The organism is Neorhizobium sp. USDA 3394 (assembly GCF_056280385.1).
The window spans coordinates 3,603,039-3,625,833 of sequence record NZ_JBWCDU010000001.1 but is presented as its reverse complement, the minus strand read 5'-3'; the positions used below and the strand labels follow the sequence as shown (position 1 = coordinate 3,625,833).

The window sequence follows — 22,795 nt, the reverse complement described above, 5'->3', positions numbered from 1 at the left end:
TCTTACTCTCGAGGGTCGTGTCACTGGATCAGGTGTTCCAGCGGACCTGCCGGAAGCGAAAGTTGCAGAACGCCGGCAAACAGCCACCAGATGCCAAGACAGACGACGATGCCGATCGGAATGCTGATCCACAGCCTGCGGGCGCCGAAACCCGCCGCGGCGAGGCCGAACAGCGTGCCCGTGGCGATCGAGAAACCGGCGATCCGAATGAGGATCATCTGCGCCAGGAGGCCGGCGACGACCCAGGCGACAGGCCCGAATTCCTGTTTTTCGCGCGCCGGAAAGTCACGCCGAAACGCGGCGAATACGGTCCAGATGGCGAGGCCGATCAGTGCGAAGGCAATCCAGTTGGGAACGGTGGCAGGGCCGACCTGGCTATAGCCGCCCATGTCCCGCAGCCGGTCGACATCCAGGAAGATGACGGCAGCGACGGCGACGAGGATGGCGGCAATAACAAGCGCCGCCCAATCGGGGCGGCGCTGTTCGGTGCTCGTTTTGTTGTTGTCGAGGCTCATTTAACCAGTCCGATGTCCTTCAGGATGGTTTCAGTCGCGGCAATGTCCTTGGCAAGCTGCGCGTCGAATTCCGGACCGGAGAGATAGGTGTCGATCCAGCCCTTGGTCTTCAGGCTGTCCTGCCAGGTCTTGGACTTGACGAGCTTTTCGACGTCGGCGGTCACGGCCTTCTTCTGCTCGGGGGTAAGGCCCGGAGCGGCAGCGACCATGCGCCAGTTCTGGATCACGACGTCAAGACCGGATTCCTTCAGCGTCGGGGCATTGATGCCTTCGAGCTTCTTTTCGGAGGAGATGGCGAGCAGACGCAACGCGCCGGCCTTGATCTGCGATTCGAACTCGCCGTAGGACGAGATGCCGGCCGTGACTTGGCCGCCGAGGATGGCGGCGAGTGCTTCACCGCCGCCGGAAAACGCGATGTAGTTGACCTTCGTGGGATCGACACCGGCAGCCTTTGCGATCAGCCCCGCCGTGATGTGGTCCGTACCGCCGGCCGAACCGCCGCCCCAGGAAACGGCGCCCGGGTTTGCCTTCAGCTTGGCGACGAGGTCGGCAACCGTCTTGATCTCGGATGCTGCCGGCACGACGATCACTTCGTATTCGCCGGTGAGGCGGGCGATCGGGGTGACGTCCTTCAGGGTGACCGGCGACTTGTTGGTCAGGATGGCGCCGACCATGACGTAGCCGCCGACCATCAGGGCGTTTGCATTGCCCTTCTGCTGGCTGGCGAACTGGGCGATGCCGATCGTGCCGCCGGCGCCCGGAACGTTCATGACCTGCACTTTGCCGGAGATCTTCTCCGTCTGCAAAGCGGTCTGCATGGTGCGGGCGGTCTGGTCCCAGCCGCCGCCCGGCGCTGCCGGAGCCATGATCGAATAGTCGGCCGCAGCGGCCGGAAGTGCGATTGCGCCGGCGAGAAGGGAAGCAAGGAAGAAATGTTTCAAGGGTCGATCCTCCGTTGGCGTCTTGATCCGACGCGATATGTTTGTGGCAAACGAGGGGGAGGGCTTGGCAAGCGGGAACCGCCTGGCCGATGTCCTCCCATCGTCAATCGAGTCCCCACCTCCAAATGGGGGCCGAATGCCCTAAGCCAGCATATGAAGCTGACATTAACCTGACATCTTCCCTGGACTTGCGGTTTGGCAAGGGGTTTCGACCCACCGCCGCCGAATTTTGTGTCTATTGCAGCCTGAGGACCTCGTTCCAGCGGGAAATCAGCCGCGCCCGCTTCACCTGGTCGAGATAGACCATCAGCCCGAGGCTGACCGGCACCGGCTTCAATTGTCCGCCAAGCATCTCCCGCAATGTCGTCGCTGTGTTATTGCCGGCGACCTCCGGGCTGACGGCCGGGATCTGCAACTCGCGGGCCATGATCGTCTGCCCTTCCTTCGACATGAAGAATTCCAGATAACGTTTGCCGAGATCCGGAGCGGTGGCGGCCTGCGGCACCAGGCCGATACGCGACATCACTACGGTGTAGTCCTTCGGCAGCACGATGCCGACATCCGGATGACGGGAAGCCCAGTCTGCGGCATAGGAGCCGAGAATGTTGTAGCCGAGCAGGAACCGCCCGTCGGCGACGCGTTCCAGGATCGCCTGACTGGTCGAGTAGAGCTTTACGCCCGCAGCACCCATGGCCCGGATCACCGACCAGATGTCGCCAAACTGCTCCTGGTCGCGCGCCATGAACAGGAAACCGACGCCGGAACGCTCGATGTCGTAGGTGCCGATCCGGCCATAGACAGCATCGCCCTGCTTCTGCAGGAATTCGACCAGTTCGGCCCGGGTCGAGGGTGGGGAAGAATCCTTGAAACTCGGCTTGTGATAGACGAACACGGCCGGTTCGAAGGTCAGTGCGTAGGCGGTATTGCGCCAGTTCGCCCAACCCGGCCATTGCCCGCTCATCGGCAGATCGCTGCGCTGGGCGTAGCCGTCATTGGCAAGCTTCACCTGCAGGTCCATGGCGGAGGAAAAGGCGAAGTCGGCCGTCTTGTTGCCGGCGTCCGTTTCCCTGACGATCCGGTCGTAGATCTCGCCGGTCAGCATGTCCTCGTAACGCACCGCCACGTCCGGATTGGCCGTCTGGAAGCCGGCGATCATCGGCTTGGCGAGCGGCTCGTCGAGCGAGGAATAGACCGTCAGCGTCGGCCCGTCGTCCCGACCGGAAAGTGCCCGGAACAGCTTGGTATCCGCCCCGGCGACGCCTGGCGAAAGGGCAAGACAGAGGAATGGGAAAAGCAGCCTTTTCATGTGGCCACAATGCCCCACCGCGCCGGCCGCGACAAGCCGATCGGGTGATCCGTAACATTCCCGCCACAGGGCACGCGATGCAACCGCCTGCCGGCTTGTTTTCCGATGCCGTTCCACTACCTGTGGGCGGTCTTTTCGCGCCGGAAGCTCCGGCGTTCCCGTCCGTCAACGAAAGTTTTCGCACCATGTCGCTTACGCTCTACGATATCACGGTACCGGTTTTCATCCGCGCTTTCGGCAACCTCACGGAAATCCTGAAGAAAGGCGAAGCCTTCGCCGACGAAAAGGGCATCGCCCACAAGGAACTGCTGGAAACCCGGCTGGTCGATGACATGTATCCGCTGACCTCCCAGGTCCAGCGTGCCAGCGACAGCGCGAAATTCGTGCCGGTCCGCGTCGGGCAGATCGAGAATCTCCCGATGGCGGATAACGAAGTGACCTTCGCCGATCTGCATGCCCGCATCGAAAAGACCGTAGCCTTCCTGAACAGCGTCGATCCGGCCAGCATGGCGGACCGCGAGGACGCCGAAGTGATCATCAAGTCCCGCGGTGGCGAGACGAAGTTCAGCGGCCGCAACTACGTCCTGGGCTTCGCGCTGCCGAACTTCTATTTCCACGTCACGACGGCCTATGCGATCCTGCGCCACAAGGGCGTCCCGATCGGCAAGATGGATTATATCGGCCGTTCGCAATAACCGTCGAAGTAACCACGGCATCACCACGTCCGTGACATCCCCGCTTCCGCGTTTATAATCATCCACGGAAGCGGGGAGATTTCGTGCGTATTCTTCTGGTCGAGGACAATCAGGCGCTGGCGGAGGGGCTGTCGACGATCCTGCGCGGCAGCGGTTATGCGGTCGATGCGGTCGCGGATGGCGCCTCCGCCGAGGCCGTCGCTGCGGCCGAAACCTATGATCTCGTCATACTGGACCTGAACCTGCCGGAAATGGACGGGCTCGACGTGCTGCGCGCCATGCGGGCGCGGGCGAACAAGGCGGCGGTGATGATCCTCACCGCCCGCGGCACGCCCGAGGAGCGGGTGAAGGGGCTCGATCTCGGCGCTGACGATTACATGATCAAGCCGTTCGACATCCCGGAATTCGAGGCGCGCATCCGCGTGCTGCTGCGCCGTCAGGCGGGTCTTCGCAGCTCGATCGTCAACTATGGCGGCGTCACCTTCGACTTGAATTCACGGACCTTCTCGAGCCAGGGCGTGACCCTGGACCTGCCCGCACGCGAGGTGGCGCTTCTCGAACTGCTTTTTCTGCGCGCCGGCAAGGTGGTCTCCAAGGATGCGATCATGGCCTCGCTGACCGGTTTCGACGATGACCTTTCCGCCAATGCCATCGAGCAATATGTCAGCCGCCTGCGCCGGCGTCTCGCCCCGCACGGGCTGACCGTGAAGACCGCCCGCGGCATCGGCTATTATCTCGAAACCACGGCACCGACGGCATGACATCCGTCTCTCCCGGCGCCCAACCCGTCTCGCCGATTGCCGCCTATTCCCTGCGCCGCCGTCTGCTCGCCTGGCTTCTCGCCTCGACGGCGGTGATCGGCACGATCGCCATGGTCGATACCTGGGACGAGGCGGTGGATACCGCCAACGACGTGTCCGACCGAGTGCTGGCCGGTTCAGCTCTTGCCATCGCCGAGCGGGTGATCGTCGCCGAAGACGGTTCTCTCGAAGTCGACATCCCCTACGTGGCCTTGGAAATGCTGACCTCGGCCGCCCAGGACCGCGTCTTCTACCGCGTCGATGGACCGCCCGGAAAATTCATCACCGGCTACCAGACGCTGCCGTCGATCCCCCGCCGGGAAGGCCAGGCAGCGGCGTTCGAGAATACCACGTTCCGCGGCGAGCCGATCCGCGTCGCCGCCCTTGCCCGTTCCGCCTCCACGGGCATCAATTCCGTGCCGTTCACGGTGACCGTGGCGGAAACCACCATCGCCCGCCAGCAGCTGACCCAGACGATCCTGATCCGCTCCGCGCTGCGCCTGCTGTTCATGATCGTCGGCGCCGCGATCATCGTCTGGGTGGCGGTGACGCTGTCGCTCCGGCCGCTCTACCGCTTCAGCGAGGCGATCGCCGAACGCAGCCCGGATGATCTCCACCCGATCAGCGAGCGCGTGCCGAACGAAGTGCAGGGCCTTGTCGATACGGTCAATTCCTTCATGGTCCGGCTCGAAAGCGCGCTGGAGGCGCTGAGGCATTTCACCGGCAACGCCAGCCATCAACTGCGCACGCCGCTCACCATCATCCGCACCCAGCTCGCACTCGCCGACCGCGCGACCGAGCTTGGCGAGGTGAAGGAGGCTGCCCGCAAGGCCGACGAGGCGGTGGCGGATGCCGAGCGCATCCTCGCCCAGCTCCTGCTGATGGCGAAGATCGACGCGGCCACCCGTTCCGCCTCCATGCAGCGGACTGACCTGACGGCGCTGGCGCGCGGAGCAACTGCCGACAATGTCCCGCTTGCCGCCGATGCCGGCATCGATCTCGGCTTCGAGGGGGAGGGGGAGATCATGATCTTCGCCGAACCGCTGCTGATCGGCGAACTGATGAAGAACCTGATAGGCAATGCGCTGCTTTACGCCGGAAACGGCGCCGAGGTGACGGTTCGCGTCAAGTCGAAAGACGGTGCCGCTGTGCTGGAGGTCGAGGACGATGGTCCCGGCATCCCGCCGGAAAAACGGGCTTCGGTGCTCAGGCGTTTCGATCGTGGCGACCGCTCGGACAAGCTGGGCACCGGCCTCGGCCTGCCGATCGTGGAGGAGATCGCCCGCCTGCACGGCGCGACGATGATCCTGGCGGAGGGGCGCGAGGGTAGGGGTTTGAAGGTCGAAATAAGGTTTCCGGTAGCCGGCTAAATTTGCACCGGGGCGTGGAGCAATTGCCCCTCATCCCCCTGCCGGGACCTTCTCCCCGCATGCGGGGCGAAGGAGGCTGGAGCGCCGGCAGTGCCACATATCCCTTCTCCCCGTCAAAACGGGGAGAAGGTGCCCGGCAGGGCGGATGAGGGGCTACACTGGGCCGAAAAGCCCTACTCCTGATGAACCTTGGCCCCGCCGATCCAGGTGCTCTTCATGCCAAGCTCGTTGGTGAGGATCACAAAATCCGCATCGAATCCCGGCTTCAGCGCGCCCTTGCGGTCGGCAAGGTAAGCTGCTTCCGCCGGATAGGTGGATGCCATGCGCAACGCTTCCTCGACCGGCAGGTCGAGCGCCTCATGCGCGAACCGCACCGACGAGATCATGTCGATATCGGCGCCGGCGAGCGTGCCGTCGGCAAGCGTCAGGCGCCCGTCCTGGCGAAGGATCTCGCGGCCGTTCAGCGTAAAGCTCTTCATGTCGGTGCCGATAGTCGACATCGCGTCGGTGACGATGAAGATCTTGCCCGGTCCGTTTTTTGAACGCAGCGCGACGCCCATCGCGGCCGGATGGACATGGATGCCGTCGGCGATGATCCCCACATGGAGCGAGCCGATATCGAGTGCTGCGCCGACGACGCCCGGCTGGCGATGGCCGAGCGGGCTCATGGCATTGAAGAGGTGGGTCACGGTGCGAACACCCGCCTCGGCATAGGTCTTTGCGGTCTCGTAGGTCGTATCGGTATGGCCGAGGCTCACCATGAAACCGGCCTGCGCCAGTCTTGCTGCCTGTTCTACAGTCACGTTCTCCGGCGCGACGGTAATCATCATTGCATCGAAGACGCCTTTGCAGGAGAGCATCAGTTCGATGTCCTTCTCCTCCATCGGCCGGATCAGCTTCGGATCATGCGCACCCTTGCGAGCCACCGAGAGATGCGGGCCTTCGAGATGCAGGCCGAGGAAGCCCGGCACGCCTTCGGCCTTGGCCTGCTTGCCGGCCTCGACCGTCCGGGATGTGATCTCATAGGTGTCGGTAATCAGCGTCGGCAGCAGTGCCGTGGTGCCGAACTTGGCATGCGCGGCGCAGATCTGCCTGAGACCCGCCACCGTTGGCTCCTCGTTCAGCAGCACGCCGCCGCCGCCATTCACCTGCAGATCGATGAAGCCGGGCACGATCAGCCCGCCGCTGGCATCGATCCGCTCGATGCCTTCCGGCAGCTTGGCCCTCGATTGGATCGCCTCGATCCTGTCGTCTACTAAAACGAGCGCGGCATCGTCATGCCAGAAGGTACCGTCGAAAATGCGGGCACCGGTAATGGCCTTTCGCGTACTCATAGCGTCTCGGTCACCTTCTTGAGCGCGACCGGTGCATCCGGATCAAAACCCTTGGCGCGCGACCAGGCTTCGACGAAACCGTAGAAGGGCAGGATGAGCGTCAGCGCATCGGTGATCGGATGGCCGGTTGCCACAAACGGCAGCCTGCGGGCGTCCTTGACCTTGTCGGAGGTCGCAAAGGCGAGGGCGCCCTTGGCGGAAAGGCTGTCGGCGATCTCGACGGCCGAAGCTTCCGCTGCATCGCGGGCCGCGAAGGTGACGACCGGAAAGCGCTTTTCGACCAGCGCTACAGGCCCATGCAGCACTTCCGCCGCTGAATAGGCCTCGGCGTGCATGTTGGAAGTCTCCTTGAACTTCAGTGCCGCCTCGCTGGCGATTGCCAGCGCCGGGCCGCGGCCGAGCATGTAGAGCGATTCCGCATCACCGAGCTCGTGCGCAAGCTCGCTCCAGTCGAGCTTGACCGCCTTTTCGAAATGCCCCGGCAGGTCGCGGATGGCGGTTTTCAGCGCCTCGTCGCCGACCCATTCCGACAACAGCGCAAGGCCGGCGACGATCGAGTTGACGAAGGATTTGGTCGCGGCAACGGCGAGTTCCGGCCCGGCATTGATATCGACCGCATAGGCCGAGGCGCTGGCGATCGGCGAGGGAAGCGTATTGGTGAGTGCCACGGTGACGGCGCCGGCCTTGGTCGCGGCTTCCGCCATCGCGACAATATCCGGGCTCTTGCCGGACTGCGAAATGGCGATCGCCGCACCGCCGTCGAGCTTTAGCTTGGCGCCGTAGATCGAGGCGAGCGACGGACCGAGCGAGGCGACCGGCCGGCCGGCGGTCAGTTCGACGGCATATTTGATGAAGGTTGCCGCATGGTCGGAGGAACCGCGCGCGATGGTGATCAGAAAGGCCGGGTCCTTTTCGCGCAGCGCCCGGCCGGCAGCAGCAAGCTCGGTCGCCGAGCCGTCGAGCAGACGTGCCACCGCTTCCGGTATCTCGTCGATCTCTTTGCGCATATTGGTCATATTGGTCAGCATAACATCGTCCTCGAACGTCAGTTTTCGCCAAGCGAGAGCTCGGCCACGAAATCATAGGCATCGCCGCGATAGAGCGAGCGTGTGAGCTCCACCACCCGGCCGGATGCCAGGTAGGAAACACGCTCGATCGAAAGCCCGGCGGAGCCGATCGGCACGGCCAGCAGCCCGGCATCCGGGTTCTTCATATTGCACGCCGATATCCGTTGTATGGCGCGCACCGGCCTCGCATCCTTTTTTCCAAGTTCGGCATAGAGCGAATTGGTCACCACGGAAGGATCGGGCAGGAAATCGGCGGAAATGCTGGCGCGCTCGATCGCGAGCGGCATGTCGTTGCCGAGGCGCAGGCGTCCGAGACGCGCAACCTTCGTGCCGGGCGCAAGGCCAAGCATCATCATCTCCTCGGGCGAGGGGTGGAAAAGTCCGCGCTCCAGCCATTCGGATCGCGTCACCAGGCCGCGCCTCGCCATGTCCTCGGTAAACGAAGTGAGCCGGGTCAGAGGCTGCTCGACGCGCGACATCGGCTTGACCACGAAAGTGCCGGACCCGTGCCTGCGTGTAAGCAGCCCGTCCTTGACAAGGTCATCGACGGCCTTGCGCACCGTGACGCGGCTGACATGGGCATAGTCGGCGAGATCGCGTTCGGCGGGCAGGGCGTCGCCATGGCCGAGCTTGCCGGTGCGGATCGCCTCTTCGAGGCTCTGGCGCAGCTTGCGGTAAAGTGGCCCGGTGCCGGCCGATTGCAGGCCGTCGAGCGGCAGGATGGCGGCGAGCGTCTGGTTCATGCGCGAAGCTCCGCCCGCGCCCCATAGGTCTTGACGGCAAGTGCCACCGCGCCGGTCAGCGCATCGGCAAGCGGTTCGGAAAGCCGGGCGCGATGCCGTTCGGCCAGATATTCGGGATAGAGCGGAGCGAGACCGCCAAGCAGGCAGAGCCGGCCCTTGCCTTTGGTGATTCCGTTCACCGCATCGAGCGCCTCGTCGATGCCGGTTGCCCCGGTCTTGAGGATCCGGATCGCCGCCTCGTCGCCCTGCCGCGCAAACTCGAACACCTTAGGCGTATGGCGACCGAAATCGCCTGGCTTCGCCAGCCGCGCGAAATCGACGACCTTTTCAGGATTGTTGTCGAACTCGGCGAGAACGGCCTTCGACAGGCCGGTCATCGGATGGATATTGTCATAGGCGAGCAGGCTTTCCTGCAGCGCAAGCTGGCCGAGCCGGGCGCCGCTGCCGAGGTCGCTCACCTGAAAACCCCAGCCGGCGACCGAATGAAGCTTGCCTTCATGCCGGGCGATATAGACTGTGCCGGTGCCGACGATCCCGATCGCCCCATCCTCGTTGCCGATTGCTCCCTGCAGCGCGATCACGCCGTCCGACACGATATCCGACTGCTCGAAAGGAAGTCGTGCCTGCACATAACTCACAGCATCGCCGACATTGTTACCCGCAAGGCCGAGCACGGCGGATGTGGCAGAAAGGTCCGGCTCAAGCCCGGCTTCGGCAAAAGCGAGGCGGGAGGCCTCGGCGATATGCCTGAGGGCCGTGTCGGGGTCGGTTAGAATATTGGAAGCGCCGCTTTTGCCGCGGCCGAGGATCATGCCGTTTCCGTCAGCAAGTGCCGCGCGGCAGCTTGTTCCGCCGCCATCGATTCCGATAAAATAGGCCGCCATGGGTACCTCCGCATCGAATAATACCAAAAACGTACCAATAACCAAGCATGATTTCAAAAAATCTCAGGTGAGATAGCTCATCCTGTTGATTATATAATCATATTTTGCAGGATTTTTGTCCAAATTATCGATCTGTTCATAAAAGTTAATTTTCCTTCTGGACAATTGGTATTTTTTTGGCATCATTTTGGACCAGAGGGAGAAACCGGATGAGCACAACTGCCACCGAAGCGAGACATGGGAAAGCGGAAGGGCTCGATATGCTCGAGCCCGCCGAAATTCTTGCGCTTCTCGCATCCGGTCAGCAGGCGGCTGCCAAGGTTGCCGATCAAGCCATTCCGGCGATCGCCAAGGCCGCCGATCTTGTTGCTGCAGCTTTGAAATCCGGCGGCAAGGTGGTCTATGCGGGCGCCGGCAGCGCCGGCCTCGTGGCGATGGCCGATGCCATGGAACTGCCCGGCACATACGGCATACCGCCCGAACGGATCGTCATCCTGTTTGCCGGCGGTGTTTCCACCATTGCCGATCTGCCCGGTGGTCCCGAAGACGATGCCTCGCTCGGCGAGCGGGACGCCGATATCGTCGAAGCCGCGGATTGCGTCATCTGCGTTTCTGCGAGCGGTTCGACGCCCTACACGGTTGCCGTCGCCGAAGCAGCGAAACGTCGCGGTGCGAAACTCGTGGCGATGGCCAACAATGCCGGCGCAAAGCTGTTCGAAGGGGCCGATGCGGCGATCCTGCTCGAAACGCCGTCGGAAGTTGTCGCCGGCTCCACCCGCATGGGTGCCGCCACGGCCCAGAAGATCGCCTTCAACATGCTGTCCACGCTCGCCGCCGTCAAACTCGGCCACGTGCATGACGGCCATATGGTCAATCTGCGTGCCGACAACGGCAAGCTGCGCATCCGCGCCGCCCGCATGGTGGCCGATATCGCCGGAATCGGTTTCGACGAGGCCCGTGCCTGGGTTGAGGCCTCCGAAGGTTCGGTCAAGGTCGCGGTCCTGCTCGCAGCCGGCGCGGCCGATGTCGAGGCCGCCAAGGCCCTGCTTGCCCGTTCGGACGATGTGCTGCGCATAGCGCTTGCCGAATTGCAGGCGTCCAAGAGTTCCATGAAACGCGCCTGAAAGGCGCATATAAAAGGGAGAACATCATGACACGCATATTGAAAAGCATTCTTTTTGCCACGACCGTACTCGCACCGGCGGGCTTTGTTGCCACCGGAGCGTCCGCTCAGACCGCCACGCTCACCATCGAGAGCTGGCGCAACGACGACCTGCCGATCTGGCAGCAGAAGATCATTCCCGCCTTCGAAGCCAAGAACCCGGGCATCAAGGTAACCTTCGCGCCGATGGCGCCGACGGAATACAATTCCGCCGTCAACGCCAAGCTCGAGGCGGGCACCGCGGGCGACCTCATCACCTGCCGTCCGTTCGACCTGTCGCTCGCCATGTTCCAGAAAGGCCAGCTTGCCTCGCTGAACGACCTGCCGGGCATTTCGAACTTCTCCGACGTCGGCAAGTCCGCCTGGAGCACCGACGACGGCAAGACCACCTTCTGCGTGCCGATGGCCTCCGTCATCCACGGCTTCATCTACAACAAGAAGGCCTTCACGGATGTGGGCGTCCAGATCCCGAAGACCGAGGACGAGTTCTTCGCGGTCCTCGAAAAGTTCAAGAAGGACGGCAAGTACATCCCGCTCGCCATGGGCACCAAGGACCAGTGGGAATCGGCGACCATGGGCTATTACAATATCGGCCCGAACTACTGGAAGGGCGAGGACGGCCGCAAGGCGCTGATCGCAGGCAAGGAAAAGCTGACCGACGCCGCCTGGGTCGAGCCCTACAAGACGCTCGCCAAGTGGAAGCCTTATCTCGGTGACGGTTTCGAAGCCCAGACCTATCCGGACAGCCAGAACCTCTTCACGCTTGGCCGCGCCGCCATCTATCCGGCCGGCTCCTGGGAAATCGCTCCGTTCAAGGCGCAGGCCGATTTCGAAATGGGCGCCTTCCCACCGCCGGTGAAGAAGGCCGGTGATACCTGCTACATTTCCGACCACAACGACATCGGCATCGGCCTCAACGCCAAGGGCAAGAACCTCGAAGCCGCCAAGAAATTCCTGTCCTGGGTCGCTTCGCCGGAATTTGCCGATCTCTACGCTAACGCCGCACCGGGCTTCTTCAGCCTCAACTCGACGCCGGTGAAGATGACCGACACGCTCGCTCAGGAATTCGTCTCCTGGCGCCAGAACTGCAAGCCGACGATCCGCCCGAGCGCGGCCATCGTCGGCCGCGGCCAGCCGAACCTCGACCTCGAAATGTGGCGCGTCTCGGCCAACGTGATCAACGGCACGCAAACCCCGGAACAGGCCGCTGCCGAAACCCAGAAGGGCCTCGACAGCTGGTACAAGCCGGCGAAGTAAGCCCATTGTGAATGGAGGGGGCTGCGCAACCCGCAGCCCTCATCCCTGTGCTTGTCACAGGGATCCAGCAGCGTCGCGTCTGCGACGCGGAAGACCCTTTCACGCGAAGGACTTCGCGTGGCTGGATTCCTGTGACAAGCACAGGAATGAGGGAGGAGAAGGCAAACCCGGAGCAAGCCGTGACAGATACACCATCGACAGAGGAAACCGCGATCAAACGCCCCACCCGCTGGCATATCGCCGTTTTCCTGGCGCCGGCTTTCCTCGTCTATACGGCGGTGATGATCCTGCCGCTGATCGAGACGCTCAGACTGTCACTCTTCAACATGGTCGAGGGCCAGCTTGCCTTCGTCGGCCTCAGCAATTTCAAGGTGCTCTTCGGCGATCCGCGCCTTTCCGCAGATTTCTGGAATGCGCTGCGCAACAACGTTATCTTCTTCATCATCCATATGCTGGTGCAGAACCCGGTCGGCATTGCAATCGCCGCCATGCTGTCGCTGCCCGGTCTCAGGTTCGCCGCCTTCTACCGCTCGGCGATCTTCGTGCCGACGCTGCTGTCCTTCGTCATCGTCGGCTTCATCTGGAAGCTGATCCTGTCGCCGATCTGGGGCATCGCGCCGAGCCTGATGGATCTCGTCGGCCTGAAATGGGCCTTCGCGCCCTGGCTCGGCAAGGCCGAAACCGCGCTGATCGCCGTCTCGCTGATCTCCGTCTGGCAGTATGTCGGCATCCCGATGATGCTGATCTATGCGGCGCTCTTGAACATCCCGGACGAGGTGCTGGAAGCCGCCGAATGCGACGGCATTACCGGCTGGAGCCAGTTCTGGAAGATCAAGCTGCCGCTGATCCTGCCGTCGATCGGCATCGTCTCGGTGCTGACGTTCGTCGGCAATTTCAACGCCTTCGACCTGGTCTACACCGTGCAGGGCGCGCTTGCCGGTCCCAACGGCTCGACCGACATTCTCGGCACGCTGCTTTACCGTACCTTCTTCGGTTTCCAGAACCAGATGGGCGACCGCTCCATGGGTGCCACCATCGCCGCGGTCATGTTCCTGATCATCCTCGCCGGCGTGGCACTCTACCTTTTCGTCATCCAGCGGCGCATGCGCCGATACCAGTTCTAAAAGGGAGCGTTAGACATGTCGAAAGCCCGCTCCGCCCCCGTCCGTGCCGCCTTCATCCACCTGGCGCTGATCGCCTATACGCTGGTGGCGCTGTTTCCGGTGTTCCTGACGCTGGTCAATTCGTTCAAGAGCCGCAGCGCAATCTTCAGCCAGCCGATGGCCCTGCCGACACCCTCGACCTTCAGCCTGATCGGTTACCAGACCGTGCTGAGCCAGGGCAATTTCGTCGGCTATTTCCAGAACAGCCTGATCGTTACCGTCGCCTCGATCGCGCTGGTCCTGCTGTTCGGCGCCATGGCCGCCTTCGCGCTGTCCGAATACCGCTTCCGCGGCAACACGCTGATGGGACTCTATCTCGCGCTCGGCATCATGATCCCGATCCGGTTAGGCACGGTGGCGATCCTGCAGGGCATGGTGGCCGCCGGCCTCGTCAACACGCTGACCTCGCTGATCCTGGTCTACACGGCTCAAGGGTTGCCGCTTGCGATCTTCATCCTGTCGGAATTCATGCGCACCGTCTCGGACGACCTGAAAAGCGCCGGCCGCATTGACGGCCTGTCCGAATACGCGATCTTCTTCCGCCTCGTCTTGCCGCTGGTGCGCCCCGCCATGGCGACGGTCGCGGTCTTCACCATGATCCCGATCTGGAACGACCTGTGGTTCCCGCTGATCCTCGCCCCCGGCGAGGCCACCAAGACGGTGACTTTGGGCGCCCAGATGTTCATCGGCCAGTTCGTCACCAACTGGAACGCGGTGCTTTCGGCCCTGTCGCTGGCGATCCTGCCGGTCATGGTTCTCTACGTCATCTTCTCGCGGCAATTGATCCGCGGCATCACCTCCGGAGCCGTCAAGTGACATCGTCCACCCGCCCCATCCGCGTCCTCGTCGCTGGCCTCGGCAACATGGGCAAAAGCCACGCGGTCGCCTATCATGAGAACCCGGGTTTCGAGATCGTCGGCCTCGTCAACCGTTCCAGCCGCGACCTGCCGGCCGGGCTCGAAGCCTATCCGATGTTTTCCGATTTCGAGCAGGCACTGAACGACACGAAGCCCGACCTCTGCTCGATCAACACCTATTCCGATACCCACGCGGACTATGCGGTCATGGCTTTCGAGGCCGGCTGCGACGTCTTCGTCGAAAAGCCGCTGGCAACCACCGTAGCCGATGCCGAGCGTGTTGTCGCAGCCGCCAAGAAGCACGGCCGCAAACTCGTCGTCGGTTATATCCTCCGCCACCATCCCTCCTGGATGCGGCTGATCGAGGAAGCGAGAAAGCTCGGGCCGCCCTTCGTCTTCCGTATGAACCTCAATCAGCAGTCCTCCGGCGCCAAATGGGACGTCCACAAGGCGCTGATGCAGACCACCTCGCCGATCGTCGATTGCGGCGTGCATTATATCGACGTCTGGTGCCAGATCACCGATGCGAAGGCCGTCGAAGTCCGCGGCATGGGCCTCAGGATGACCGACGAGGTCGCGCCGGACATGTACAATTACGGCCACATGCAGGTCCTGTTCGAGGACGGTTCGGTCGGCTGGTACGAGGCCGGCTGGGGGCCGATGATGTCGGAAATGGCCTTCTTCGTGAAGGACGTGATGTCGCCCAAGGGCTCGGTCTCGATCCTCGTCGACGCCAAGGCGAAGTCCGACGACATCGATACGCACACCAAGACCTCGGTCATTCGCGTTCATTCGGCCGAAACCGGCCCGGACGGCCAGTTCGTCCGGCGTGACGAGGATCTCGCCATGACCGGCGAGCCGGATCATCAGAAACTCTGCGATCTCGAACAGGCCTATGTGCTGAAGGCCATCCGCGAAAATATCGATCTCACCCGGCACATGGACGATGCCGTCCAGTCGCTGCGCATCTGCCTCGCGGCGGACGAGAGCGTGCGCACCGGCGCGCCCGTCCGCCTGTAAAAGCCTAGTTTGTAAGGAAAACGCCCTTGGGTTCGCTTCAACTGAAATCCATCCGCAAGGCCTTCGGCAGCAACGAGGTGCTGAAGGGTATCGACCTGGAGGTCAAGGACGGCGAGTTCGTGATCTTCGTCGGCCCCTCCGGCTGCGGCAAGTCCACGCTGCTGCGGGTCATCGCCGGCCTCGAGGATGCCACGTCCGGCTCTATCCGCATCGACGGCCAGGAAATGGCGACCACACCGCCCGCCAAGCGCGGCATCGCCATGGTCTTCCAGTCCTACGCCCTCTATCCGCACCTGACGGTCAAGGACAATATGGGCCTCGGCCTCAAGCAGGCCGGCACGGAAAAGGCGGAGATCGACACCCGCGTCGCCAAGGCCTCCGGCATGCTGTCGCTCGATCCCTATCTCGCCCGCCGCCCGGCGGAACTCTCCGGCGGCCAGCGCCAGCGCGTCGCCATCGGCCGCGCCATCGTCCGTGAACCGAAACTGTTCCTGTTCGACGAACCGCTCTCGAACCTCGATGCGGCTTTGCGCGTCCAGACCCGCCTGGAGATCGCCGGCCTGCACCGGCGTCTGAAGGCGACGATGATCTATGTCACCCACGACCAGGTCGAGGCGATGACGCTCGCCGACAAGATCGTCGTGCTCAATGCCGGCGCGATCGAGCAGATCGGCTCGCCGATGGAGCTCTACAACAAGCCGGCCAATGTCTTCGTCGCAGGCTTCATCGGCTCGCCGCAGATGAATTTCATCCCGGCCGAAAAGCTCGGCCAATCGGGCGCCAAGACGATCGGCGTTCGCCCCGAACATGTCGCCCTGTCACGCGAAAGCGGCGACTGGAAGGGCAAGGTCATCCATGTCGAGCATCTCGGCGCCGACACGATCGTCTATCTGGAAACCGAAGCAACCGGCCTTCTGACCGTGCGCCTGTTCGGCGAACATGCCTATGCACCCGACGACGTGGTGTTCGCGACGCCGGACAGGGCGAGCCTGCACCGCTTCGACGCGAACGACCGCGCCATCGTCTAAAAACTACTCGTTGCTCGCAAGCAGCTTGGCACCGCCGGCGGCCTGGACGGCGCGGCTGCCGAAGCGGATGCCTGCCCTGAGGCAGGCTTCTTCCGACGCCTCGTCCAGCCAGGCATCGATGAAGCCGGCATTAAAGGCGTCGCCGGCGCCGGTCGTGTCGATCACCGGCACGGTTTCGGCCGGCGCATGCAGCATCCTGCCGTTGGACATCAGCCAGGCGCCTTCGGCACCACCCTTCAGGAGGACGAGCGGAAAGGCGAGCGACAGCTTGGCGAGCGCGACTTCCGGATCGGCCGACCCGGTGATCGCTTCGGCCTCTTCGAGATTGGGTAGGAACAGATCGACGCCTTCGCAGGCCTGCAGCAGGCCGCGGTCATAGATCAGCGTCGCATCCCAGCTCGGATCGAGCGAAACGGTCAGGCCCTTTTCTTTGGCGCGGGAGACCAGATCCGGGATCTCGTGCAGCGTCGCATATTCGGCAATGTGCAGGTGGCGGACTTCCTCCCAGTCGAGAGCCGCTTCGAGCGTCGCGGGAAGCGCAGGCCCGGCGCGGCGGGTGAGGAAGGCGCGGTCCTGGCCGACCACCGCCGCGACTGTGACCTGTGGTCCGGCATCTTCCGCATGTTCGATGAAACGCAGGTCGACACCGCTGTCCCGGATTTGCTCTTCGACGCCTGATGACAGCGAATCCGTGCCGAGCCGGGCGGCAAGCGCCACCTTGCGGCCCGCATGGGCAAGATGCGCGGCCGCGATGAAGGCGCCGCCGCCGGCCGCGATCTCCATGCCACTGGCATAGATCTCTCGCCCGAGCACCGGCAGGTGGCCGAGGCCTGTAAAAATCAGGTCGCAATAGATCCGGCCGATGCTGAGCACCGCGGATCTGGTCTCTGCATGCGTCATCATGAACGGCCCAGAAATCTCTCTGTGCTGGCATCGAAAAGGTAGAGATCGCCCGGCGCGGCTTCGCAGGTGAGCGTACTTCCGACCGCCGGCACGAATTTTTCGCGCACGGTGGCGATGATTGGGGTGTCGGCAACATCCAGATGCACCAGCGTTTCCGGCCCCAAGGGTTCGACGGCGGAGACCGTTCCGGTCACCGTGAAACCACCTCTGCCGGAGACGGTCGCATGGGCGATCAGGTCGTGCGGGCGCACGCCGATCAGGATATCTCCCGCGGGCGCCATTTCCACGCCCGACCCCGTCCGGCGGCCGCGCACCAGGTTCATCGACGGGCTGCCGATGAAACGGGCGGTGAACACGTCGACCGGGGCATCGTAGAGTTCCGAGGGCGTGCCGACCTGCAGGATGACGCCGTCCTTCATCACCACGATCCGGTCGGCCATGGTCATGGCTTCGATCTGGTCATGGGTGACGTAGACGGTCGTGGTCTTCAGCTTTTGGTGCAGCCGCTTGATCTCGATGCGCATCTGGGCGCGAAGCTGGGCGTCGAGGTTGGAAAGCGGCTCGTCGAACAGGAAGGCGGACGGATCGCGCACCATGGCGCGGCCGATCGCGACACGCTGGCGCTGGCCGCCGGAAAGCGCGGCCGGGCGACGGTCGAGCAGGGCTTCGAGGCCGAGTATCTTGCCGGCCGCCTCGATCCGCTTGTCCTTCTCGGCCTTGCTGAGCTTCGAGGTATAAAGGCCGAAACCGATATTCTGGCGCACGGTCATATGCGGATAGATCGCATAGTTCTGGAACACCATGGCGATGTTGCGCTGCTTCGGCTCGCGCTCGTTGACCACTTCCGAGCCGATCTTCAGCGTGCCGCCGGAGATTTCCTCCAGCCCCGCGATCATCCGGAGCGTCGTCGACTTGCCGCAGCCGGACGGGCCGACGAAGACGACGAATTCGCCATCGGCGATCTGGAGATCGATGCCCTTGACGGCCTCGACCTTGCCGTAACGCTTCACCAGTTTTTCAAGTTCGATCGTCGCCATCAGCGGGCTCCCGTCAGGGCGGTGAATTTCTGGTTCAACTCGGCGGCTGCCTTCGCCTCATGCTCCGCAGCCTTTTTGGCTTCGGCCTCGAAGGCGGCGAGCTTGTCACGATAGGCTGTTATCGCAGCCTTCATCGGCTCCGGCGCGGGACCGCCGAAACGGGCGCGCACGGCGACGAAATGCTCGGGCGAGACGATTTGCCTGAATTTCTGGAGATCGACCGAAGGCTTGCGGCCGGCTGAATGTTCGAAAGCCTTGAGGAGGGGCTCGTAGCCGTCATTCGGCAGGTCGCCCTTGGACGCCACGACGCTCCTTGCCGTCGCAGCGGCAATCTCATGCGCCTCGCGGAATGACAGGCCTTCGATGCGAACCAGCGAATCGGCAAGCTCGGTAATGGTGATGCAGGACCGGCGGATATTCTGGTCGACCCGCTCCGGATCGATGCTGATCTGGCTGATCAGCGCGGCGAGCAGATCGAGCACGCGGCCGGCGGAGGCAAACGCCTCGTAGCCCATCCCTTGAGTCTCGCCTTCGCTGTCGTTCATGTCGGTGAAGGGCGTGTTGTGCATCACGTCGAGAACGGTGCGCGCCCGGCCCATCGTCTGGCTGGCAAGATGGCGCAGGTGTTCGATCGGCACCGGATTGCGCTTCTGCGGCATGATCGAGGAGATCTGCACCAGCGCGTTCGGCACGTAGATCTGGCCCACTTCGAAGCTCGTCCAGAACTGGAAGTCCTGGATCAGGCGGCCGAGATGCAGGAACATCAGCTCGATCGCCGAATAGGTCGAGGTCGTGTAGTCCACGGCCGCGATGCAGCTATAAGAATTGCGCAGCGGGCCTGAGAAGCCCAGCAGTTCGGCGACGCGGGCGCGGTCGATCGGAAAGCCGGACGTAGTGATCGCGGCTGCCCCCATCGGCGACAGGTCGACGATTTTCCGAGCTTCGGCGAACCGCTCGATATCGCGGATCAGCACTTCGATCGCGGCCGAGAGATAATGCCCGAACGTCGTCGGCTGGGCGGGCTGGCCATGCGTATAGGCAACGATCAGCGTCGCCTTCTCGCGCTCGGCGGCATCGACCATCGCGGCGAGCAGATTGCGGGCCTTGCCCATCAGCGCGTCGATCTTCTCCTTCAGGCCGAGCTTGAAGAGCGTGTGGTCGATGTCGTTGCGCGACCGGGCGGTATGCAGGCGTCCGGCGATATCGACGCCGATGCGGGCCTTCAGCTCCTTCTCGATCAGGAAGAAGAAGTCCTCCACCTCGCCGGTATAGACGAGCGTGGACGGATCGATTTCCGTGTCGATCGCCTCCAACGCGCCGGCGATCTTGGCCGCGAGATCCTTGTCGAGGATACCGGTCTCGACCAACATGACGAGGTGGGCGCGGTCGATCCGGCGGAAGCCGTCGACGTGATGGCTCTTGGCGCCGTCGAAGAGCGGCCGGAGCACGGTTTCCTTGTAGACCGGATCGGGGAACTTGCTGGTGTCGGAAAGGCGCGGGTTGATGTCGGCCATGGCTTTATCCTTTCAGGCCCGCCAGCATCACACCGCGGACGATGTAGCGCTGCAGGACGAGGAAGACGAGAAGAGTGGGAAGGGTGGCGATCGCCGCCCCCGTCATGATCATTTCCCACTGGATGGACTGCTCGACCGCGAAGCTCGAAAGCCCGACCGGCAGCGTATAGAGTTCCTTGCTGGTGGTGACGATCAGCGGCCAGAAGAACGCGGTCCAGTTGCCGAGGAAGGTGAAGATCGCGAGCGCCGAAAGCGCCGGCGTCACCAGCGGCAGCGCCACTTTCCACCAGATCTGGAATTCGTTGAGCCCGTCGACGCGCGCCGCCTCGATGAAGTCGTTCGGCACGGTTTCGAAGAACTGCTTCATCAGGAAGGTGCCGAAGGCCGTCATCATGCCGGGGAACATGATGCCCCAGTAGCTGTCCAGCCAGCCGAGCTGGCTCGACATCAGGTACCACGGGATGACCAGCATCTCGGTCGGGATCATCAGCGTCGAGAGGATCGCGATGAAGATGAAATAGCGCCCGCGGAACTCGAACTTGGCGAGCGTATATCCGACGAGGCTGTCGAAGAAGCAGTTCGACACGGTGACTAGGACGGCGATCAGCGTCGAGTTGAAGAACCAGCGCATGAACCGCCCGTCGGCGAGCACCGCGATATAGTTTGCCAGCGTCGGCGCGGCCGGAATGAGGCGCAGGTCATAGATCTGGTCGGCCGTCTTCAGCGATGTCGAGAACATGAAGGCGAGTGGCGAGACCATGATCAGGCCGCCGATGAACAGCACGGTCCAGGTGACGATCAGGCCGGGGCGGATCCTGCCGTGGCTGAGGCGAGTGGCTTCGCTCATTTCTTTTCCCTCAGGATCCAGAGCTGCAGCAATGAGACGATCAGCAGGATGGTGAACAGCACCACCGTCTGCGCTGCCGCGTACCCCATCGCATAGGAGTTGAAGGCGGTCTGGTAGATCATCAGAACCAACGGCTTGGTCGATCCGAGCGGTCCGCCGGGATCGTTGGTGGTCATGTTGTAGACCTGGTCGAAGATGCGCAGGAAACCGATCGACGAGAACACCACGAGGAAGACGGTGGTGGGTTTCAGGAGCGGCAGGGTGATCTTGCGCAGGATCGCCCATTCGCCGAGCCCGTCGATGCGCGCCGCCTCGTAGAACGTGCCCGGAATGGCGCGCAGGCCGGCCATGAAGATGATGATCTGGAAGCCAAGGCCGGCCCAGATCGCCGTCACCATGATCGAGAACAGCGCCTGGTCGGTCGAGCGGATGAACGGCTGCTGCGGAATGCCGAGCATGCCGAACACGTCGTTGATGACGCCGATCGGCGGCGGCTGGTAGAACCAGCGCCAGACCCAGGCCATCGCCGCCGCCGTGGTCAGGAACGGCAGGAAATACAGCGCCCGGATGAGATTGTGCATGAAGCGGACGCGATCGAGGAAAAAGGCGATCGTGAACGCGAGCACGAGGCTGATCGGCGTACCGATGATCAGGTAGGTGAACGTGTTCTTGAACACCTTCCAGAACTGCGGGTCCTTGAAGAGCTTGATATAGTTGGCGAACCACACGAGCTTCGGCGGCCGCACCAGATCCCAGTTTGTGAGTGACAGGTAGAAGGCCTGAAAGGTCGGGTAGAAGCGGATGATCGTGTAGAACAGGATCGGTACCGCCAGAAAGCTCCAGACCCAGAGGAGCCGTTTCGTCCGCATGGACAGTCCGCCACCGGAGCCGGGGCGGCCGGATGCCGCCCCCTGTTGTTCAATTGCTGCCATGACCGGCTCCGCTCGGCTTGATCAAGGGATTACGGCTTGGCCGCGTCGATCATTTCCTGCTCGGCTTCGGCGGCCTGAGCGAGCGAATCCTTGGTCGACTGACCTTCGAGCAGCACGCGGTTGACCATGTCGATCGCGTTCTGGCGCTGGCCCTGCTCATCCTTGAAGAGTGTCGTGTGGGCGTATTCCAGGCCTTTCAGGAACGGCGCGTAGATCGGGTCCTTCAGGTTGGCGTCCGTGAGCGCCGCAGAGCGCAGCGCCGGCAGTTCGCCCACCGTCTTCAGCCAGATCTCCATGGCGGCAGGCGAGGTGATGTAGGCGAGGAACTTCTTGGAAGCTTCCAGTTCTTCGCCCTTGGTCTTGGCGCTGATGCCGTTGGCGAAATAGCTCGCATAGTTGGAGCGCACGCCTTGCGCATTTGCCGGCAGTTCGGTCACGCCCCATTCGAAGTCCTTGATGGACTTGAACGAGCCGAGGCGGAAGGTCCCGTCGATCGTCATGCCGGCCTTGCCGCCGCGGAAGGCGGCCTGGCCTTCGTCCATGAAGCCTGCCTTGCCGATCTTCTTTTCAAGCTGCAGGCTGGTGTAGAAGTTGAGCGCCTTGAGGCCCGCCTCGTTGTTGTAATTGACCTTGGTGTCGCCGTCCTTGTAGGGCTCGCCGCCGAACTGGCGGATCAGCACTTCGCGCCACCACTGGTGATCCTGGCCGCCCATGTCGACCGTGGAGCCGGCAACCACGATATTGCCAGAGCCGTCGAGCTTGGCGATCTTCTGGCCGGCGGCGACAAATTCATCGAGCGTCTTCGGCGGGTTGTTCGGGTCGAGGCCGGCTTCGGTGAAGAGTTTCTTGTTGTAGAACAGGGCGAGCGAACGCACGGCCGTCGGCAGGCCGTAGTATTCGCCGTCGCGCTTCATGGCGGAAACGATCGGGAAGAAGTCCTTCTCGATCTTGTCATGCGGGAAGGCGTCCTTCGGCAGCGGGGCAAGAAGGCCGCCGGCGACGAATTTGTCGAGCCAGCCGTAGAAGAGCTGCATGACGTCCGGCGCGTTGCCGGCCATGTTGGCGGCGATCACGCGCGTCTGGTAGTCGGCATAGGGGAAGGTGACCTGCTTGACGGTGATGCCCGGATTGGCCTTCTGGAACTCGGCGATCAACTGGTCCATCGCCTTCACACGCGTATCGAAGACATACTGCCAGTATTCGATTTCGACCGCCTGCGCGGCATTGAATGCGAACGTGCTGAAACCGGCGACGAGTCCGGCGAACAAAGTTGCCTTGCGCATGTGAGCCTCCATTTGCCCCGCCGGGTGCACCGGTCTTGGGGTCTGATTGTTCCCTGCATTCGGACGCGACCTGCAGCCCGACGCGTTTATTGGTTTTCGGGAGACGAACCTCCCTTTCAAGCGCTGCGGCGCTTTGC

General features: G+C 62.9%; 22 protein-coding genes. 9 read left to right on the top strand and 13 right to left on the bottom strand.

The genetic code is table 11. The features are described 5' to 3' along the window. Nucleotides 1-20 precede the first annotated feature (20 nt). From ACZ9EJ_RS17975 to ACZ9EJ_RS17965, 3 genes are all read right to left on the bottom strand, one after another. The gene (locus ACZ9EJ_RS17975; RefSeq protein ID WP_046633597.1) at nt 21-515 is read right to left on the bottom strand and encodes a tripartite tricarboxylate transporter TctB family protein; all 495 of its coding nucleotides are present in this window, start codon (nt 513-515) and stop codon (nt 21-23) included. Further along, complete coding sequence (locus ACZ9EJ_RS17970) at nt 512-1,456, bottom strand: Bug family tripartite tricarboxylate transporter substrate binding protein (RefSeq protein ID WP_046641165.1); 945 nt, start codon at nt 1,454-1,456, stop codon at nt 512-514. Before ACZ9EJ_RS17970 ends, ACZ9EJ_RS17975 begins: the two co-directional genes overlap by 4 nt. A 235-nt stretch (nt 1,457-1,691) precedes the next feature. Beyond that, a complete protein-coding gene (locus ACZ9EJ_RS17965) occupies nt 1,692-2,762 on the bottom strand; it encodes an ABC transporter substrate-binding protein (protein WP_046641164.1) in 1,071 nt (356 codons plus the stop codon). 77 nt (nt 2,763-2,839) lie between these two features. On the opposite strand from ACZ9EJ_RS17965, the gene ACZ9EJ_RS17960 reads away from it, so the two are divergent. The 3 genes from ACZ9EJ_RS17960 to ACZ9EJ_RS17950 all read left to right on the top strand — a co-directional run bounded on the left by ACZ9EJ_RS17960 (nt 2,840) and on the right by ACZ9EJ_RS17950 (nt 5,627). Then, a complete protein-coding gene (locus ACZ9EJ_RS17960) occupies nt 2,840-3,457 on the top strand; it encodes a DUF1993 domain-containing protein (protein ID WP_311523380.1) in 618 nt (205 codons plus the stop codon). 83 nt (nt 3,458-3,540) lie between these two features. After that, nucleotides 3,541-4,218, top strand: a complete 678-nt coding sequence (locus tag ACZ9EJ_RS17955) for a response regulator transcription factor (RefSeq protein WP_046602848.1) — start codon at nt 3,541-3,543, stop codon at nt 4,216-4,218. Next, nucleotides 4,215-5,627 (top strand): sensor histidine kinase, encoded by a 1,413-nt coding sequence (locus ACZ9EJ_RS17950; protein ID WP_046641163.1) that lies wholly within the window; start codon nt 4,215-4,217, stop codon nt 5,625-5,627. Before ACZ9EJ_RS17955 ends, ACZ9EJ_RS17950 begins: the two co-directional genes overlap by 4 nt. Before the next feature lie 173 nt (nt 5,628-5,800). On the opposite strand, the gene nagA is transcribed toward ACZ9EJ_RS17950, so the two are convergent. From nagA to ACZ9EJ_RS17930, 4 genes are read right to left on the bottom strand one after another with little or no spacing between them, the layout of a single operon-like run. Further along, the gene (gene nagA / locus ACZ9EJ_RS17945) at nt 5,801-6,961 is read right to left on the bottom strand and encodes an N-acetylglucosamine-6-phosphate deacetylase (protein ID WP_046641162.1); all 1,161 of its coding nucleotides are present in this window, start codon (nt 6,959-6,961) and stop codon (nt 5,801-5,803) included. Then, on the bottom strand, nt 6,958-7,989 hold the full coding sequence (locus ACZ9EJ_RS17940) for an SIS domain-containing protein (RefSeq protein WP_046641161.1): 1,032 nt from the start codon (nt 7,987-7,989) through the stop codon (nt 6,958-6,960). Before ACZ9EJ_RS17940 ends, nagA begins: the two co-directional genes overlap by 4 nt. Before the next feature lie 17 nt (nt 7,990-8,006). Continuing rightward, the gene (locus ACZ9EJ_RS17935; RefSeq protein WP_046641160.1) at nt 8,007-8,771 is read right to left on the bottom strand and encodes a GntR family transcriptional regulator; all 765 of its coding nucleotides are present in this window, start codon (nt 8,769-8,771) and stop codon (nt 8,007-8,009) included. Then, nucleotides 8,768-9,655: a glucosamine kinase nucleotide-binding domain-containing protein gene (locus ACZ9EJ_RS17930; protein WP_046641159.1), complete on the bottom strand. Its 888-nt coding sequence runs from the start codon at nt 9,653-9,655 to the stop codon at nt 8,768-8,770. Before ACZ9EJ_RS17930 ends, ACZ9EJ_RS17935 begins: the two co-directional genes overlap by 4 nt. A 209-nt stretch (nt 9,656-9,864) precedes the next feature. Between ACZ9EJ_RS17930 and ACZ9EJ_RS17925 the strand changes: the two genes are divergently transcribed. From ACZ9EJ_RS17925 to ACZ9EJ_RS17900, 6 genes are all read left to right on the top strand, one after another. Continuing rightward, nucleotides 9,865-10,779, top strand: a complete 915-nt coding sequence (locus ACZ9EJ_RS17925) for an N-acetylmuramic acid 6-phosphate etherase (RefSeq protein WP_046641158.1) — start codon at nt 9,865-9,867, stop codon at nt 10,777-10,779. A 26-nt stretch (nt 10,780-10,805) separates the two neighbouring features. Further along, entirely contained in the window at nt 10,806-12,074 is a 1,269-nt protein-coding gene (locus ACZ9EJ_RS17920) for an ABC transporter substrate-binding protein (protein WP_046633616.1), read from the top strand. A gap of 179 nt (nt 12,075-12,253) precedes the next feature. Next, the gene (locus ACZ9EJ_RS17915; protein ID WP_370649697.1) at nt 12,254-13,198 is read left to right on the top strand and encodes a carbohydrate ABC transporter permease; all 945 of its coding nucleotides are present in this window, start codon (nt 12,254-12,256) and stop codon (nt 13,196-13,198) included. Nucleotides 13,199-13,213: 15 nt separating this feature from the next. Further along, entirely contained in the window at nt 13,214-14,053 is an 840-nt protein-coding gene (locus ACZ9EJ_RS17910; RefSeq protein ID WP_007773655.1) for a carbohydrate ABC transporter permease, read from the top strand. Continuing rightward, nucleotides 14,050-15,114 (top strand): Gfo/Idh/MocA family protein, encoded by a 1,065-nt coding sequence (locus ACZ9EJ_RS17905; RefSeq protein ID WP_046641156.1) that lies wholly within the window; start codon nt 14,050-14,052, stop codon nt 15,112-15,114. The genes ACZ9EJ_RS17910 and ACZ9EJ_RS17905 overlap by 4 nt, the downstream gene beginning before the upstream one ends. 26 nt (nt 15,115-15,140) lie before the next feature. Continuing rightward, nucleotides 15,141-16,142: an ABC transporter ATP-binding protein gene (locus ACZ9EJ_RS17900; RefSeq protein WP_046641155.1), complete on the top strand. Its 1,002-nt coding sequence runs from the start codon at nt 15,141-15,143 to the stop codon at nt 16,140-16,142. Nucleotides 16,143-16,145: 3 nt separating this feature from the next. Here the strand turns inward: ACZ9EJ_RS17900 and ACZ9EJ_RS17895 are convergent, their stop codons facing one another. The 6 genes from ACZ9EJ_RS17895 to ACZ9EJ_RS17870 are packed head-to-tail and all read right to left on the bottom strand — an operon-like array spanning nt 16,146 to nt 22,670. Further along, entirely contained in the window at nt 16,146-17,045 is a 900-nt protein-coding gene (locus ACZ9EJ_RS17895; protein WP_046641154.1) for a carbohydrate kinase family protein, read from the bottom strand. Further along, nucleotides 17,042-18,082 carry an ABC transporter ATP-binding protein gene (locus ACZ9EJ_RS17890; RefSeq protein WP_046641153.1) on the bottom strand — a complete coding sequence of 347 codons (1,041 nt, stop codon included), beginning with the start codon at nt 18,080-18,082 and terminating at the stop codon, nt 17,042-17,044. The genes ACZ9EJ_RS17895 and ACZ9EJ_RS17890 overlap by 4 nt, the downstream gene beginning before the upstream one ends. After that, on the bottom strand, nt 18,082-19,596 hold the full coding sequence (argH, locus tag ACZ9EJ_RS17885) for an argininosuccinate lyase (protein WP_046641152.1): 1,515 nt from the start codon (nt 19,594-19,596) through the stop codon (nt 18,082-18,084). The genes ACZ9EJ_RS17890 and argH overlap by 1 nt, the downstream gene beginning before the upstream one ends. 4 nt (nt 19,597-19,600) lie before the next feature. Next, nucleotides 19,601-20,443, bottom strand: coding sequence for a carbohydrate ABC transporter permease (locus ACZ9EJ_RS17880; RefSeq protein ID WP_046633631.1), 843 nt, complete (start codon nt 20,441-20,443; stop codon nt 19,601-19,603). Further along, on the bottom strand, nt 20,440-21,375 hold the full coding sequence (locus tag ACZ9EJ_RS17875) for a carbohydrate ABC transporter permease (protein WP_046641151.1): 936 nt from the start codon (nt 21,373-21,375) through the stop codon (nt 20,440-20,442). The genes ACZ9EJ_RS17880 and ACZ9EJ_RS17875 overlap by 4 nt, the downstream gene beginning before the upstream one ends. A gap of 29 nt (nt 21,376-21,404) precedes the next feature. Then, nucleotides 21,405-22,670, bottom strand: coding sequence for an extracellular solute-binding protein (locus ACZ9EJ_RS17870; protein WP_080955779.1), 1,266 nt, complete (start codon nt 22,668-22,670; stop codon nt 21,405-21,407). Nucleotides 22,671-22,795: the final 125 nt, after the last annotated feature.

What these genes read in the sequence shown, in the direction of transcription:
- ACZ9EJ_RS17950 (WP_046641163.1), top strand. Translation starts at nt 4,215, where the DNA reads ATGACATCCGTCTCTCCCGGCGCCCAACCCGTCTCGCCGATTGCCGCC.
- ACZ9EJ_RS17910 (WP_007773655.1), top strand. Translation starts at nt 13,214, where the DNA reads ATGTCGAAAGCCCGCTCCGCCCCCGTCCGTGCCGCCTTCATCCACCTG.
- ACZ9EJ_RS17930 (WP_046641159.1), bottom strand. Translation starts at nt 9,655, where the DNA reads ATGGCGGCCTATTTTATCGGAATCGATGGCGGCGGAACAAGCTGCCGC.
- ACZ9EJ_RS17925 (WP_046641158.1), top strand. Translation starts at nt 9,865, where the DNA reads ATGAGCACAACTGCCACCGAAGCGAGACATGGGAAAGCGGAAGGGCTC.
- ACZ9EJ_RS17895 (WP_046641154.1), bottom strand. Translation starts at nt 17,045, where the DNA reads ATGATGACGCATGCAGAGACCAGATCCGCGGTGCTCAGCATCGGCCGG.
- ACZ9EJ_RS17965 (WP_046641164.1), bottom strand. Translation starts at nt 2,762, where the DNA reads ATGAAAAGGCTGCTTTTCCCATTCCTCTGTCTTGCCCTTTCGCCAGGC.
- nagA (WP_046641162.1), bottom strand. Translation starts at nt 6,961, where the DNA reads ATGAGTACGCGAAAGGCCATTACCGGTGCCCGCATTTTCGACGGTACC.
- ACZ9EJ_RS17870 (WP_080955779.1), bottom strand. Translation starts at nt 22,670, where the DNA reads ATGGAGGCTCACATGCGCAAGGCAACTTTGTTCGCCGGACTCGTCGCC.
- ACZ9EJ_RS17935 (WP_046641160.1), bottom strand. Translation starts at nt 8,771, where the DNA reads ATGAACCAGACGCTCGCCGCCATCCTGCCGCTCGACGGCCTGCAATCG.
- ACZ9EJ_RS17890 (WP_046641153.1), bottom strand. Translation starts at nt 18,082, where the DNA reads ATGGCGACGATCGAACTTGAAAAACTGGTGAAGCGTTACGGCAAGGTC.
- argH (WP_046641152.1), bottom strand. Translation starts at nt 19,596, where the DNA reads ATGGCCGACATCAACCCGCGCCTTTCCGACACCAGCAAGTTCCCCGAT.
- ACZ9EJ_RS17920 (WP_046633616.1), top strand. Translation starts at nt 10,806, where the DNA reads ATGACACGCATATTGAAAAGCATTCTTTTTGCCACGACCGTACTCGCA.
- ACZ9EJ_RS17875 (WP_046641151.1), bottom strand. Translation starts at nt 21,375, where the DNA reads ATGGCAGCAATTGAACAACAGGGGGCGGCATCCGGCCGCCCCGGCTCC.
- ACZ9EJ_RS17975 (WP_046633597.1), bottom strand. Translation starts at nt 515, where the DNA reads ATGAGCCTCGACAACAACAAAACGAGCACCGAACAGCGCCGCCCCGAT.
- ACZ9EJ_RS17960 (WP_311523380.1), top strand. Translation starts at nt 2,840, where the DNA reads ATGCAACCGCCTGCCGGCTTGTTTTCCGATGCCGTTCCACTACCTGTG.
- ACZ9EJ_RS17940 (WP_046641161.1), bottom strand. Translation starts at nt 7,989, where the DNA reads ATGCTGACCAATATGACCAATATGCGCAAAGAGATCGACGAGATACCG.
- ACZ9EJ_RS17880 (WP_046633631.1), bottom strand. Translation starts at nt 20,443, where the DNA reads ATGAGCGAAGCCACTCGCCTCAGCCACGGCAGGATCCGCCCCGGCCTG.